14 protein-coding genes are annotated in these 14,205 nt (G+C 52.1%); 12 read left to right on the top strand and 2 right to left on the bottom strand.

Going from position 1 to position 14,205, the window contains the following annotated elements; all coding sequences use genetic code 11:
* Positions 1-15 precede the first annotated feature (15 nt).
* The 10 genes from I8J30_RS19905 (at position 16) to greA (ending at position 8,300) form a co-directional block, all read left to right on the top strand.
* Complete coding sequence (locus I8J30_RS19905; RefSeq protein WP_210661056.1) at positions 16-162, top strand: rhodanese-like domain-containing protein; 147 nt, start codon at positions 16-18, stop codon at positions 160-162.
* Between the two features lie 149 nt (positions 163-311).
* Positions 312-788, top strand: a complete 477-nt coding sequence (locus I8J30_RS19900; RefSeq protein WP_240548204.1) for a MerR family transcriptional regulator — start codon at positions 312-314, stop codon at positions 786-788.
* 90 nt (positions 789-878) lie between these two features.
* Positions 879-2,069, top strand: coding sequence for an MFS transporter (locus I8J30_RS19895; protein ID WP_210661129.1), 1,191 nt, complete (start codon positions 879-881; stop codon positions 2,067-2,069).
* A 232-nt stretch (positions 2,070-2,301) separates the two neighbouring features.
* Positions 2,302-2,754, top strand: a complete 453-nt coding sequence (locus I8J30_RS19890; protein ID WP_210661054.1) for an MASE4 domain-containing protein — start codon at positions 2,302-2,304, stop codon at positions 2,752-2,754.
* A gap of 149 nt (positions 2,755-2,903) precedes the next feature.
* On the top strand, positions 2,904-3,542 hold the full coding sequence (locus tag I8J30_RS19885; protein ID WP_210661052.1) for a carbohydrate-binding family 9-like protein: 639 nt from the start codon (positions 2,904-2,906) through the stop codon (positions 3,540-3,542).
* 18 nt (positions 3,543-3,560) lie between these two features.
* Positions 3,561-5,204, top strand: coding sequence for a DUF4091 domain-containing protein (locus tag I8J30_RS19880; RefSeq protein ID WP_210661050.1), 1,644 nt, complete (start codon positions 3,561-3,563; stop codon positions 5,202-5,204).
* Positions 5,205-5,313: 109 nt separating this feature from the next.
* Positions 5,314-6,375 (top strand): dual-specificity RNA methyltransferase RlmN, encoded by a 1,062-nt coding sequence (gene rlmN, locus I8J30_RS19875; RefSeq protein ID WP_210661048.1) that lies wholly within the window; start codon positions 5,314-5,316, stop codon positions 6,373-6,375.
* Between the two features lie 127 nt (positions 6,376-6,502).
* Positions 6,503-7,354: an AraC family transcriptional regulator gene (locus I8J30_RS19870; protein WP_210661047.1), complete on the top strand. Its 852-nt coding sequence runs from the start codon at positions 6,503-6,505 to the stop codon at positions 7,352-7,354.
* Positions 7,355-7,397: 43 nt separating this feature from the next.
* The gene (locus I8J30_RS19865) at positions 7,398-7,673 is read left to right on the top strand and encodes a hypothetical protein (RefSeq protein ID WP_210661045.1); all 276 of its coding nucleotides are present in this window, start codon (positions 7,398-7,400) and stop codon (positions 7,671-7,673) included.
* A 147-nt stretch (positions 7,674-7,820) separates the two neighbouring features.
* Positions 7,821-8,300 carry a transcription elongation factor GreA gene (gene greA, locus I8J30_RS19860; RefSeq protein ID WP_210661043.1) on the top strand — a complete coding sequence of 160 codons (480 nt, stop codon included), beginning with the start codon at positions 7,821-7,823 and terminating at the stop codon, positions 8,298-8,300.
* Between the two features lie 661 nt (positions 8,301-8,961).
* Here the strand turns inward: greA and I8J30_RS19855 are convergent.
* Positions 8,962-10,200 (bottom strand): helix-turn-helix domain-containing protein, encoded by a 1,239-nt coding sequence (locus tag I8J30_RS19855; protein WP_210661041.1) that lies wholly within the window; start codon positions 10,198-10,200, stop codon positions 8,962-8,964.
* Between the two features lie 118 nt (positions 10,201-10,318).
* Here I8J30_RS19855 and I8J30_RS19850 point away from each other — a divergent pair, with 118 nt between their 5' ends.
* A complete protein-coding gene (locus tag I8J30_RS19850; protein ID WP_210661040.1) occupies positions 10,319-11,764 on the top strand; it encodes a DEAD/DEAH box helicase in 1,446 nt (481 codons plus the stop codon).
* A gap of 128 nt (positions 11,765-11,892) precedes the next feature.
* On the opposite strand, the gene I8J30_RS19845 is transcribed toward I8J30_RS19850, so the two are convergent.
* Positions 11,893-12,831, bottom strand: coding sequence for an NAD(P)/FAD-dependent oxidoreductase (locus I8J30_RS19845; RefSeq protein WP_338044900.1), 939 nt, complete (start codon positions 12,829-12,831; stop codon positions 11,893-11,895).
* 117 nt (positions 12,832-12,948) lie between these two features.
* Between I8J30_RS19845 and desA the strand changes: the two genes are divergently transcribed.
* On the top strand, positions 12,949-13,980 hold the full coding sequence (desA, locus tag I8J30_RS19840; RefSeq protein WP_210661038.1) for a Delta(5) desaturase DesA: 1,032 nt from the start codon (positions 12,949-12,951) through the stop codon (positions 13,978-13,980).
* Positions 13,981-14,205 lie beyond the last annotated feature (225 nt).

Raw genomic sequence — 14,205 nt, 5'->3', positions numbered from 1 at the left:
AGGGGGTTAGAGAAAATGGATATCGCGATCAACGTACTACTGTACTGCCGAAGCGGCATGCGCAGCAAGACAGCGGCAAGGCAGTTAGCCCGCGGCGGCTACTCGCATTTGGCTCATCTGCAGGGTGGACTTGGCTCGTGGAGCGGGAAGCTTGTTCAATAAGTTATTGTGTAAGGCTTGTTTGCAGCGACGGATTGATGCTGGGAACGGGCCTTTTTACATGCGGAATAAGGGTTAACGGCACACTAGTGAGCAGAAATCCGTACGATGACAAAATCTAACGTTGACGTTAACGTTATAGGAGGAGTAAGATGAAATCAAAGGAACCACTTAAATCGACGAAAGGGAGGAGGGATAAGATGGGAGAACGATATAAGATCGATGATGTGGCCAAAGAAAGCGGTCTGACGAAACGTACGATCCGCTATTACGAGGAGATCGGCGTGCTGCCGCCGCCGGAGCGGACGGAGGGCGGGACGCGTTTGTATGCGCGCATGCACATCGAACGGTTAAAGCAGATCATCAATGCAAGAGATGTACTCGGCTTCTCCCTGCAGGAAATTATCGATTTTGTCGCCATACGCGAAGAGCTTATCCAACACGGCGATGCTTACAGGAAAGCCGAGGAAGCGGATCAGAAGCGGGAGAAGCTTCTGGAAGCGGGGCAGATGGTCGATAAGCAATTGCAAATGATCGATTATAAGCTCGAGAAAATGAAGGAATTCCGCAAGGAAATTGAACAACTCAAGAAGCGCGTAAACGTCGCGCTTGATCAAATGAATACGTAGAAAGAAGGAGTATAAGTGTCAACACCAACTACAGCGCGTAAAGCTGCACCGCAAGCCCCATTGCAGCCAAGCGCACCGAAGAGTAACTCTATGTTCAACCAGCCGATTGCCGTATGGGCGATCGCTTTTGCAAGTATCATCGCCTTTATGGGGCTTGGCCTTGTTGATCCTATTCTGCCGATGATGAAAGATCAGCTGCATGCCTCCGACAGTCAGCTTACCTTGCTGTTTACGAGCTACAACGCGGTTATGGCCGTTGCGATGCTGATTACCGGCGTTATCTCTTCCCGACTTGGCATTAAGCGGATGCTGCTTGCCGGTATCGTCCTCATAGCCGTGTTCTCCGCGCTCGCGGGAAGTGCGGGCGATGTAATGGAAATTGTCTGGCTTCGCGCCGGATGGGGACTGGGTAATGCCTTCTTCGTCGCGACCGCATTGTCAGCAATCGTTTCGTTATCCCGCGTTGGCGTCGGTAAATCGATCATCTTGTTCGAAGTAGCCGTCGGACTCGGGATCTCCGTTGGTCCGCTGCTCGGGGGAGAGCTCGGCGCGATTTCGTGGCGGAGTCCTTTCTACGGCGTTGCCGGTCTGATGGTTCTGGCGTTCTGCCTTATCCTGTTCATGATGCCGAAGGCGAAGGCGTCTACTGTTGTGACACCGATTAAGAAAAAAGCTTCCTTGCTGGATCCTTTCCGCGCACTCAAACATCGCGCGCTGCTGATCTTTGGGATCTCGGCTGCACTTTATAACTTCGGATTCTTCACCTTGCTTGTCTATGCGGCGCTTGTGCTCGGTCACCTGCATCACGTTGATGTACACGGGCTTGGTTACGTGTTCCTCGGATGGGGATTGCTGCTGGCATTCACGTCCGTCGTTACGGCTCCTAAATTGCAAAAGCGTTACGGTACAGTAAAATCGATGTGCGTGCAGCTTCTTCTGTTCGCGGTAACGTTGTTCGTAATGGGTTACTGGACGACGGACAAAACAGTTATTATCGCGATGGTGATCTTGGCCGGTGCCTTCTTGGGCAATAATAATACGCTCATTACTACAGCGGTTATGAACGCTGCTCCGGTCGAACGTCCGACAGCTTCAGCCGCATACAGCTTCCTGCGTTTCATCGGCGGTGCGCTTGCACCTTACTACGCGGTTAAATTCGCGGAGTGGTTTGACGTCCACGCGCCATTCTACATCGGCGGCGGGTTTGTCGTGCTGGCGGTTATCGTCATTTGGCTGAACCGCAAACATTTGAAGCATGTGGATGAGGCAGAAGCGCATTAATAGCTGAGAGGCTGAGAATATATCCTTTTTTTTGGCCTAAAATGTAACGTTAACGTTAGTGTTATATTATTGCGTGCAACGAGTAATTGAGAAAACCCCGCTATCGACTCCGATGAGTCGGTGCCGGGGTTTTTCTACTACCTCCCGCCCGCCCAGCCGCAAGCTGCCATAAAGAGGGTTTTCTGGGTATCATGTCGAAAGATGTCCCCACAGATTTATTGTGGAGGTCGACATGAAGAAAACAGCATTGTCAGGCACGCTGGCTTATACGTTATTTACGTTAGAATCCAACCCTTCACAGCGCAGATTTGCTTTTATCATTGGTGCGATTATAGCGCTTGCCTCGCTTGCTTCCCTGCCATTCGCGCATATCCGGGTACCGAATAATAACGCGTTCTTATCCGCGATATGCTCATCCGTTATCTGCTTCGAGTTCAGTACGGTATTTGTCCTGTACAGCCAGTTCAAAGTCAGCCGTTCTCCGTCCATACTCATCTTGGCGGGAGGCTACTTCTACTCGGCTTGCATGACAATTCTTTATTTGTTTTCTTTTCCGGGTATCCTGCCGCCAAATGGTGGATCAAGCAATGTACGAGGCCAAAAGGCAAGTTCTGTTTCTACACCGCATCCGCCGCAAGCAGCACAAGCAGCACCCCGAAGCCGGCTCCAGCAAAACGGACGATAAATGTGCTGCAATTGAAACTCCCTCAGGGAGTTTTTTTATTTTATACCGGACCTATCCGCCGGCCTATCCGTGATCTCGGAATCGTCTAAATTTTACCCCTTTATGCTAAAGCAATCGGCACTGGGATTAGCTATGATGAGGAGAGGAGCATGGAAGATTCTAGGGGAGCAGAGGTGGGCCGTAACATGGACGCTAATGAGCGGCAAGTCTACGAGTGCAAGCAAATCAGCGAGACGAACGTCATCGATAGCGAATGGATGCTATTACGCGATACGGTAAGCGGGGACGCGCCGACAGAATGGACGAAGGTCCGTTGCGGGTGGACGGCAGACGCGCTGTTGATTCAGTTCCTCTGCGAGGATGAACACATCGTTTCCGACTACAGCGAGCGCGATGAGCCGCTGTATAATCAGGACGTGGTAGAAGTATTTATCGATGAGGATGGAAGAGGCACCCATTACATAGAACTTGAGGTCAGTCCCCGCAACGTTGTATTCGATGCGCGGATTACCAATGACGGAAGCGGTTCGGTTGGGATCGATACGGACTGGGACATCGAGGGATTGCATACGGAAGTGAGCGAGGTTCAAGCTGGGCAATGGAGATACGACATCCGAATCCCGGCGAGCACCTTCAAGCAGCCGCTTGAAGCCGGACTTCGCTGGCGGGTGAATTTCTATCGGATCGACGAACGTCGGGGCGGCATCCGGGAGTATCAAGCCTGGCAGCCGACCGGATTGGTTAATTTTCATCAACCGCAGCGATTTGGCACGCTTGTACTCATTTAATCCAAGGAGGAAGTTAAGATGAACCTAAACCATAATCAGCTGGAAACACGATGCGTCAGCTCGCTTGTCAAAATTTTCGCCCAAGACGGCGAGCTCCAAGAGCCGGTCTATCCGAAAGGCAGCGCCCTTCGGGGTGAAGTATATGCCTTTCAAATCGCTTACCGCAGTGCGCAAATGCGCAAGAACATCAACCTATCCGTCACATCCCAGCTGCAAAACAGTACAATTACCGTCCGCTCAGTCGGACTTGTTCCGTCGGAAATGCCCATGTATGCCGATCATGATGAGCGGATCTTTCAAGCGACGCCGGGACTATTCCCGGATCCGCTTTACCCGATTGCACAGGGGATAACCGCACTCCCGAATGTATGGAGCTCCGTATGGGTGACTGTACAAGTAGATCGTGCCGAACAGGGCGGTACATTCGACATCGCGATCGCGTTTGAAACGGCAGAAGGGGAATCGCTCGCTCAAGAGAGCTTCTCGCTCACCGTTATTCCGCGCGAGCTGCCCGAGCAGAAGCTGATCCACACCGAGTGGTTCCATACGGATTGTATCGCGACGCAGTACAATGTACCGGTGTTCAGCGAAGAGCACTGGCGCTTGCTGGAAGCCTTCATCGGAACAGCCGTGAGGCATGGCATCAATTTGCTGCTCACGCCGCTGTTCACGCCGCCGCTCGATACGGCTGTCGGCGGAGAGCGCCCTACCGTACAGCTGGTGGATGTCGAGAAAACGGGCAATCAGTACAAGTTCGGTTTCGAGAAACTGGACCGTTGGGCGGATATGTGTCTGGCCGTTGGCGTGCGTTACTTCGAGTTCTCCCATCTGTACACGCAGTGGGGCGCGAAGCATGCACCTAAGATCATGGCCCATGAGAACGGGGAGTACAAGCGGATCTTCGGCTGGGAAACGGAAGCCTCCGGCGAGGAATATCGCAGCTTCCTTGGCCAGCTTATTCCGGAGCTGCTGAAGTGGGTAGAGGGTCGCGGTCTGCAGAAGCAGGTGTACTTCCACATTTCCGACGAGCCGAGCATGAGCGCGCTTGAGGATTATCGCCAAGCGAGCGACTGGCTCAGACCGATGCTTCAAGGGTATCCGGTTATCGATGCCTTGTCCGATTATGAGTTCTATGAATCGGGACTTGTTCCACGGCCAATTCCGGCGACGAATCATATCGAGCCGTTCCTTGAAGCCGGCGTTCCGGATTTGTGGACGTATTATTGCTGCGGACAATATAAAGACGTTTCGAACCGATTCTTCACGTTCCCTTCCGCGCGGAACCGGATCATCGGCGTGCAAATGCACAAGTTCGGCATTACCGGTTTTCTGCATTGGGGCTTTAATTTCTGGTACAGCCAGTACTCGATCAAGCCGATCAATCCTTATATCACAACAGATGCCGGCCATGCGTTCCCATCGGGCGATGCCTTCCTTGTTTACCCCGGAGAAGAGGGTCCGATCGAATCGATCCGCATGGAAGTGTTCTATGAGGCGCTGCAAGATATGAGAGCTTTTGCCCTGCTGGAAGAGTTGGGCGGCAAGGATGAGCTGCAAGCACTTATTGGTAACCTTACCTTCAGCAGCTACCCTGCAGAGAGCGAATGGCTGCTTAATCTACGGGAAACGGTGAACAAGCGAATTGCCGAAATCATAGGCTAGGATAGCGGTCTCCGTGATCCGCCCTTGTTTTCGCCTCGGAATTTTGGGACAATACTAGTCAGAGAGTTCATGGGACGAAATTCAAGGTGTTGAAAAGAGGATAACGGATATGCATAAACCATCCATATATGGCTTCACTTTCGACCAGCTGACGGGCTGGCTTGGGGAGCATGGACATAAACCGTCGCGCGCGCGGCAAGTCTGGGATTGGCTGTACCGGAAGCGGGTTACGGCATTTGAGGCGATGACGGACGTAAACGGGGCTTGCCTGGCTTTATTGGCAGAGCACTTCGAGATTCAGACGCTCGGCGAACATACGAAACAAGAATCGGCCGACGGCACGATTAAGTTTCTGCTCAAGCTGCAGGACGGTAATCTGATCGAGACGGTGCTCATGCGGCATAAATTCGGGCTGTCCGTCTGCGTCACCACGCAGGTCGGCTGCAATATTGGCTGCAGCTTCTGTGCGAGCGGTTTGCTTGCCAAGAGCCGCGATCTGACATCGGGCGAAATCGTCGGTCAAATTATGAAGGTGCAACTGCATCAGGATGCCGCGCAGCAAGGCGATCTGGTCAGCCACATCGTCGTGATGGGCATCGGAGAGCCGTTCGATAACTTCGAGAATATGGTCGACTTCATCGAAACCGTCAAGGATCATAAGGGTCTGGCCATCGGGGCGAGACATATTACCGTATCCACAAGCGGTCTGGCTGACAAAATCGTAGCGTTCACCGATCGCAACCTTGGCGTTAACCTGGCTGTTTCCCTGCATGCGCCGAACAATGAGCTGCGTACGCGCATTATGAAGATCAATCGCGCGATTCCGATTGAGCCGCTGATGAAGGCGATCGATTACTACCTGAGCAAGAATAAGCGCCGTGTAACGCTGGAATATATTTTGCTCAAGGACGTTAATGATCGGAAGGAGCATGCCTTGCAGCTGGCAGAGCTTGTCGGCGACCGCCGCCAGCTTGTGAACGTGAACTTGATTCCGTATAATCCGGTCGACGAACATAGCCAGTATCAACGCAGCGAGCAAGAATCGATCCGCATCTTCTACGATACATTGAAGAAGCAGTCCGTTAGCGTCAGCGTCCGTCTGGAACACGGAACGGATATTGATGCCGCTTGCGGCCAGCTGCGGAGCAAGCAAATCAAAGCAACCGTATAAACAACCAGATTAAGCAGGCGTATCCCGTGTTACACTCGGCGATGCGCCTTTTTTATCGATCATCGCAAGAAATGTCAGGTGCACCGAGCAACGATGACCTAACATTGACAGCAAGGAGGTGATCCGAATGGAAGAGGAAGAACGGTATGCCGGAATATGGCGGGCTGCCGCTTATGTGGAACTGCATCTGCAGGAGGAGCTTCGATTGGAGGAGCTTGCGAAGCTGGCGGGGTATTCGCCGTTTCATTTTCACAGGCTGTTCTATGCTTGCACGGGAGAGACGTTGTCCCATTATATCCGGGAGCGACGCTTAGCTTATGCAGCCAGAAAGCTGCGGGGGTCGGCGCAATCCGGCACGGAGATCGGCTTCGATATCGGCTATGGCAGCCACGAATCCTTCATCCGCTCGTTTATGAAACGGTTCGGGGAGCCTCCGCAATCCCTGCGAAGGAGAGCGTGTACGATGAGAGAGCCTGTGTTGGTTAACCGCGAGACGATTCATGTCGCGGGCGTGTTATGCATGACGGATACGACGAAGGATCGCAACATTGCACAAGCCTGGAAATCGCTCAGCCGCATATGGGCAAGTATTCCCGGCAAGGTAAATGAACGGATTAGCTTCGGTCTCGAGATTTATAATCCGCAAGCAAGCGGAGACCGCGAGAGACAGTTCGATTATTTGGCAGGCACCGAGGTGGCGGACCCGGCGTCCGCGATGCCAAGAGCTGCTCAGGTATATACAATCCCGGGCGGAAGATACGCGGTCTTCACGCATGTGGGTTCAACCGAGCTGCTCGGGGAGACATTCCGCTATATCTATGGTGAATGGCTCCCGTCTTCAGGTGAGCGGCTGCGCAGCTTGGGAGATAGCGGCTTCGATTTCGAATACTATGATGCTCGTTTCCAAGAAGGCCGCGCAGACTCAGAGCTCGATATCTATGTGCCTTTATGTCCAATCGACATGCCTTCATCTGAATAGGATAGCGTAGGATTAACTACGCGATGAAGGATTGATGTGAGTGATGGCCAAAGCTAAAGGTCAAGCCAAGGTGGTCAAACGCGAGAACCAGGTGTATTCCAGCCGAGTGGTCCGCTCCGAATTTGGCAACTATTGGCGAACCTCTCTAACGAGAAGCGGATACGTCGTGTATACGGCAACCCGCAATGACGCGAAGGTAACGGTGCTGCTGAGTACCGGCGCTTCCAAATTGCTTGTTTTCCCTAGAGGAGGCAAGGTTTTGGTAGGCGGCGGAGGCGTGAGTCATTACAGCAAACCGCATGTGGCGATCGATCTTTAAAATGAAAAAAACGTAACAGTATTTCCAAAGGTTTCCCTCTTATAGGGAACCTTTTTTTTGTCAACAATTATTGGGGTGGGCATCGAGGCGACATTCGGTCCCAAATCGGGTAGAATAGAGGAATTCCATGGAACGGGAGCTGTAACGATGTCTAACGAAGAAATGATTTTAACCAAAGAGGGCTTTGCTAAATTGCAGGAGGAGCTTGACGACCTCAAGTACGTGAAACGCAAAGAGCTGGCCGAACGGATTAAGCTTGCCATCAGCTACGGGGATTTGAAAGAGAACAGCGAGTACCATTCTGCGAAGAATGATCAATCTTTCTTGGAAACACGCGTCATCATTCTAGAGAAAATGCTGAATACGGCCCGCATCGTGGAGACCGACCCGAACAATACAAGTTCGGTTCAAATCGGCTCGAGCGTCATCCTGAATGACGTGGAATTCGACGAACGGATTGAATATCAAATTGTAGCTCCGGCGGAAGCGGATGTACAAGCGAACAAAATCTCCTACGAAAGTCCGCTTGGCAAAGAACTGCTGGGCAAAACAGTGGGCAGCCGGATTAACGTAAATGCTCCGATGGGTGTTATCGTGTATGAGCTGCTTGAGGTCAGAGCGCTCTAATAGGGTCTGTTACGTAAAGCCGCCGGCGATGCAGCAGTGTCATTAAGTTACTTAACTTAATGACACTGCTGCGATGCCGAGCGGCTTTTTTCGCGTCTTCACGAGAATCCCCGGCATCTCTCCCGAACGGAAACCCGCGCAAACGCGGAAGGCCATCGCCTTCCATGGCAAGCGTACAGGCCGCCTTGCTCGTCTGTGAATACAATGTGATGTATTCCAAAACAAGGAAGGAGATAATACCTTGAAACGTAATTATCCACACATGGGCCAAGTTGCCGGTGCAAACATGGGCCCAAACATGGGACCGAATATGGGACCTAACATGGTGGCAGGTGCAAATGACCAATTCTGTCCAGACTGCCCTACACAAACTATCTATGACCCTCCGGTTACACAATATGAGAATGTCTACCATCCGCAGCTTGTAAACGTCGTTCACGCCGTAGAAGTGGTAAAGCAGCATCATTGCTGCCCAGTATATCAACACTGCTACACGTATTCCGAGAAAGATGTCATGGTTTCGAGCGTAAAACGCGGCAAACGCACAAAAACATCCTCCAAAAAACGCACTAGAAAATAGTCTCATTCTTCAAACGATGACCCGCGCAGGGACACTTTAAAACGAAGTGTTCCTGCCGCGGGTCATTTGTTTACGAAGCCGTTAGAGGATGTCTTGATCCTGAATGAGATAATGCCCCATTCGAAGCGCTGCTTCCGTATTCCCTGTTCTCGCGTAATAATGAAACAATTGCTGTTCTGACCGTCTGATGAGGTACATGTAGCCGAATTTGCGGTAGACCGGCAGCGCCTCGTCGTTCATATACTGGTAGTACTCCGCCTCTTTGCCACTGATCAAGAGGAGCAGCATCGTAAAGAGCAGAATGAAGACTTGGTCCTTCAATGCCTTAGCGCCTGTCAGGCCGGCCTGGGCCAGCCGCTCTAACTCTTCCGTCTGCAGCAGACTGCCCATGAAACAGCTCCGAAGATAACCTTCTAACGACAGCAAATAAGGCAGCGTTCGGGGATTCTTAAGCTCCATGGATTGCTTATAGAAGCTGCTCGCCTTCAGATAATCCTTCCGCCGCAAATACTCATAGGCCAAATTATGGATGACTTTGGCTTTTCGGTCAGGCGCGTTACACATATCGCAGCTCTGAATCAAATTCTCGAACCGCGCGATTACTTCTTTAAAATCATGCTGCGGATCATCCTGCACTTGAATGAGCATCAGCATCTCCGCATCGATGACGCGAAGAAAACAGTTGATCTCCTTGAAGAAATTCCGTGCCTTCTCCGCGTAGAAGTAGGCCATGACCTCAGACCTCATCGTATGATAAGCCATAGCCAAATGGTGAAAATATTCCGGATTATTATATTCCTTATCGTTAATCGTTTTGAGCGTTGCGATGGCTTCTACATGATTTTGTTTGGATAAATGGTAGATGCCTTCTACATGCTTCAGAAGGTTGCTTTCGAAGTCAGGCAGCCGCTCCGCCGTTTTGCGGACGCGATTGATGATGCGCAGCGCCATCTCCGGCTCATTCCTCTGCAGCAGATACTTGGCTTGAAGCAGCAAATAAAACGTTTCATACTCGGAGATCTGCAGAAGCGCTTCCTGCTCGAGTTCTGCCTTAATCGATTCCATGTCCGCGGATAATTGCTTCACGATGGCATCGTGCCAATCGTACAGCCTTTTCTTAATGCTGCTGAACTTCGCCAGCTCGCAATCCATGCTAATGCCAAGCCGCAGGCACAGCAGGTCCAGCACTTCCTGCGAGTAATCGGTAATGCCCCGTTCGATTTTGCTGATATGGGTGTCCGAGCAGATGCCAAGACCCAATTGATCTTGCGTCAATTGTGCTCTTTCGCGGTAAAATTTAATGATTTTCCCTTCATGCACTGGGATGAACCCCCTGGTTGTCACAATTTCACGGTAAGACTATTGTACCAAAACAGCGGCATCGCGGTAAAATTAGGCTATACTAATAGGATCCCAATGATTCGTCGAAGGAGCAATTATGCAAGTAAACCTTTTTCATACGTACCCCTTAAGCGAGGAAATCGTTCGCGCACTAGATCATCTTGGTTATACGGAGCCGACACCGGTTCAGAGCAAAGTCATCCCTGAAGTGCTCGCGCAGCGCGACCTCACCGTGCGATCCCAGACCGGAAGCGGCAAGACGGCAGCCTTCGGCATTCCCATCTGCGAGCTCGTGGAATGGGAGGAGAACAGACCGCAGGCGCTCGTGCTGACGCCAACGCGGGAGCTGGCGGGTCAGGTCAAAGAGGACCTGATCAATATCGGCAGATTCAAACGCATCAAAGCGGTTGCCATCTACGGCAAGCAGCCTTTCGCCCAGCAGAAGCTGGAGCTGCAGCAGAAGGTCCATATCGTCGCGGGTACGCCCGGACGTGTACTGGATCATATTAAACGCGGGACATTGGATGTGGATCGGCTGCGTTATCTTGTCATCGATGAAGCGGATGAGATGCTGAACCGCGGATTTATCGAGCAAGTGGAGTCCATTATCAAGGAGCTGCCCAAGGACCGCGTAACACTGTTGTTCTCCGCAACGCTGCCGCCGGACGTGGAGCAGCTATGCCATCGCCATATGAAGAACCCTATGGATATCGAGATCGAAACCGCAGGCATTACGACGGATCGGATTGCTCATACCCTCTATATCGTGAAGGATGAGCGAAAGCCGGAGCTGCTGAAGGCCGTGACCACGATCCAAAATCCGGATAGCTGCATGATTTTCTGCCGTACGCAGGAGGCGGTCGACCAGGTAAGTCGTATGCTTCGGCAAAGCGGCTACCCCTGCGACAAGATTCACGGCGGTATGGAGCAAAACGATCGTTTCAGCGTCATGCATGCCTTCCGGAGGCGGGAGTTCCGCTATCTGGTGGCCACCGATCTGGCGGCCCGCGGAATCGATATCGAGAATATAACGCATGTCATCAACTACGACCTGCCGATGGATAAAGAAAACTTCGTGCACCGCACAGGCCGAACAGGACGGGCGGGACAGAGCGGTATCGCGATTACGTTCGTTACGCCAAGCGAGGGCAGATATCTCGACGATATTCAAGGCTACATCGGCTTTGAGCTGCCGCGGGCAGAGCCGCCGAGCGCAGCACAGGTTGCTGAAGCGCGGGAAGCCTTCGAAGAGAAGCTGAGCGCCATGGATGCGCCGCGCCTCGATAAACGCGAGCTGCTGAGCCAGGATATCACGAAGCTGTATTTTGGCGGCGGGAAGAAGAAGAAGCTGCGGACGGTGGATTTTGTCGGGACGATCGCGAAGCTGGAGGGCATGACGTCAGCGGATATCGGCATTATTACGATTGAGGATAGCGCAACCTTCGTGGAAATTTTGAATGGCAAAGGCTCCCTTGTCCTGCGGGCGATGAAGAACACGACCGTGAAAGGGAAGCTGCTCAAGGTACATATTGCGAACAAGTGAGGCTCATAGAAGAATGGGGCTTCGCTGATCCGGATATGTGTCGTGGCCGGTTGAAGGCAAGGCTAGAGTAGGGCAAAGAAAGCTTGCTCGGCTTTGGCCTACTGGCCGGTCACGTTCGCTGCTTGCGGCTATTGTTGCTGCGGCTGCTTCATCTTCAACAGTGTCTTATGAATCCAGATAGCGGCTTGTGCCCCTTCGCCCATCGCGATCGACACCTGCTCGGAATGTACGGCAACGTCACCGGCTGCCCAAACGCCGGAGACACTGGTCATTTTGCTGCGCGAATCGGTCCAGATGTGGCTGTTCTCGTGCAGCTTGGCGCCAAGCCGACGGGCGAGAGAAGATCGCACCTCGTTGCCGCCATAAGCGAGAAAGGCGCGATCCGCCTCGATGCGGGTGCCGTCCTGCAAGGTGACGCCCTGCAGATTGCCATCGCAATCGGCATGGACGCGTAGATGCTCTGCTCTTTGATAAGCGATCGAAGCGGCTGCCAGCTTCTCTTGTAGAGAGGCGCTTACGGACTGAGATTCCGGTGCTTGGTCGAGGTACAGCAGCTTGTCCGTCCAGGTCCGCAGCGTGAGCGCCATGTTGGCGCCGACATCGCCCGCACCGAGCACGAGGGTGCTGCGATTCCGTATCTCGTAGCCGTCACAATCCGGGCAGACGAATACGGTGAGTCCCAGGCAAGGCCGCAGCTCCGGATAATCGGGCAGCCGGTCCATGACGCCTGTGGCGATAAGCAGCGTCCGCGATTGGTAGGGCTCGCTCCCGGGCTTGCTGCCGCGCAGCTCAAACAAGTCGGAGGCGATGCCGCTCGCTTCGAGGATGGTGTCGGTTATGACCTCTATGCCGTAGTCTGCTGCCTGTGCAAGACCTGCCTGTCGCAGCGTATCGCCGGATACACCGCCAGGATATCCCAGCAAATTTCGATAGCTGCGGCAGATTTTGGAGCGCCCATCATCGGAATCGATGACGAGCACGTCGTGCATCGCATACCGCCCGAGCTGAATAGCCGCCTGCAGTCCGGCGATTCCGCCGCCGATAATGATGCAGTCATAAACCATCATGGGCACCTCCTAAAGTTCGTCAGAATTAATGGAACGACTTGTGCCTATCTTTCGTACTACCGTTATTGGTACAATATAAGTGAGAAAAGCAGCGTGGAGAGAGGACTAAACAACCTAATGATAGAAGCTGAACAAGGCCATTGGCGTAAGGAAATTGCGGAATTTGAACGACCGAAGCTCAAGAACAGTATTTGGCAAATCATTAACACGATCGGACCTGTAGTGCTGCTATGGCTCGCTGCTTATCTCTGCTTATCCGTCTCACCTTGGTTGACAGTCGGTGTTTCGATAATTGCAGGCGGATTTTTAGTTCGGACTTTTATTATTTTCCATGATTGCTGTCACAAGTCATTTTTCAAAAATCGCAAAGCCAATGATATCGTCGGCACCATTACCGGTATCATGACTTATGTACCTTATATGCAATGGAAGCACAGCCACACGGTCCATCATGCGACATGCGGCAACCTCGATCGTCGGGGCACGGGCGATATTTGGACGCTCACGGTAGACGAATATTTGAGCGCTTCACCGCTGCGCCGACTCGTGTATCGGTTGTACCGCAACCCCTTTATCATGTTTACGATTGGCCCGATTTATATCTTCTTGATCGACTATCGCTTCAATCGGAAACGTGCGAACGCGAAAGAACGGATGAACACGTATATTACGAATGCCGGAATTGCAGCTGTAGCTGCCCTGCTTTGCTGGGCTGTTGGCTGGCAGGCATTTCTGCTGATACAGGGAACCATCTTCTTTATGTCAAGTATTGCGGGGATTTGGCTGTTTTATGTGCAGCATCAATTCGAGGAGTCGTATTATGAGGCGGATGCCGAATGGGATTTCGTGAAAGCTGCGATGCATGGCAGCTCCTATTATAAATTGCCGCGGATTCTGCACTGGATTACGGGCAACATCGGCTTCCATCATATTCACCATCTGAGCCCGCGGATTCCAAATTACAACTTGGAAGCGGTTCATGAGACGAACCCGCGCATGCAGGAGGTTCGAACGATTACGGTTCTTTCAAGCCTGAGCTCGCTTAATTTCCGCTTATGGCATGAGCCCAGCAAGCGGTTAATCGGGTTCCGGGATATGAAGCGGCTGATGCGTATTGCGAAGACAACGCCTGCCGCCGCTGAATTATAAGAGATGAATCGCTCTCCAAGCTTAGCTTGGGGGGCGATTGTTTTTTGCTCGAACTCTCAGCATCAAACCCACCTGAAAAAGAAGTCGAGCGTCTCAGATGCGAGCTCTCGGCTTGAAATTTTAGTTTCATGTGGTCAAAAGTGACCGTTAACATTGATTAATTGCATTTTTAGTTTTCTTACGGTCATTAGTGTCCATAATCGAGGGAAAAGACATTGAAAACCG

Source organism: Paenibacillus lignilyticus (genome assembly GCF_017942085.1).
GTDB classification, from domain to species: Bacteria; Bacillota; Bacilli; order Paenibacillales; family Paenibacillaceae; genus Paenibacillus_Z; species Paenibacillus_Z lignilyticus.
This window is presented reverse-complemented; position numbering and strand designations above follow the sequence as displayed.

Bases quoted from the DNA above. Each gene is read 5' to 3' on its own strand.
- greA (WP_210661043.1), top strand. From the start codon at position 7,821: ATGTCTAACGAAGAAATGATTTTAACCAAAGAGGGCTTTGCTAAATTG.
- I8J30_RS19850 (WP_210661040.1), top strand. From the start codon at position 10,319: ATGCAAGTAAACCTTTTTCATACGTACCCCTTAAGCGAGGAAATCGTT.
- I8J30_RS19905 (WP_210661056.1), top strand. From the start codon at position 16: ATGGATATCGCGATCAACGTACTACTGTACTGCCGAAGCGGCATGCGC.
- I8J30_RS19845 (WP_338044900.1), bottom strand. From the start codon at position 12,831: ATGATGGTTTATGACTGCATCATTATCGGCGGCGGAATCGCCGGACTG.
- I8J30_RS19885 (WP_210661052.1), top strand. From the start codon at position 2,904: ATGGAAGATTCTAGGGGAGCAGAGGTGGGCCGTAACATGGACGCTAAT.
- I8J30_RS19870 (WP_210661047.1), top strand. From the start codon at position 6,503: ATGGAAGAGGAAGAACGGTATGCCGGAATATGGCGGGCTGCCGCTTAT.
- I8J30_RS19880 (WP_210661050.1), top strand. From the start codon at position 3,561: ATGAACCTAAACCATAATCAGCTGGAAACACGATGCGTCAGCTCGCTT.
- I8J30_RS19900 (WP_240548204.1), top strand. From the start codon at position 312: ATGAAATCAAAGGAACCACTTAAATCGACGAAAGGGAGGAGGGATAAG.
- I8J30_RS19865 (WP_210661045.1), top strand. From the start codon at position 7,398: ATGGCCAAAGCTAAAGGTCAAGCCAAGGTGGTCAAACGCGAGAACCAG.
- I8J30_RS19895 (WP_210661129.1), top strand. From the start codon at position 879: ATGTTCAACCAGCCGATTGCCGTATGGGCGATCGCTTTTGCAAGTATC.
- I8J30_RS19890 (WP_210661054.1), top strand. From the start codon at position 2,302: ATGAAGAAAACAGCATTGTCAGGCACGCTGGCTTATACGTTATTTACG.
- rlmN (WP_210661048.1), top strand. From the start codon at position 5,314: ATGCATAAACCATCCATATATGGCTTCACTTTCGACCAGCTGACGGGC.
- desA (WP_210661038.1), top strand. From the start codon at position 12,949: ATGATAGAAGCTGAACAAGGCCATTGGCGTAAGGAAATTGCGGAATTT.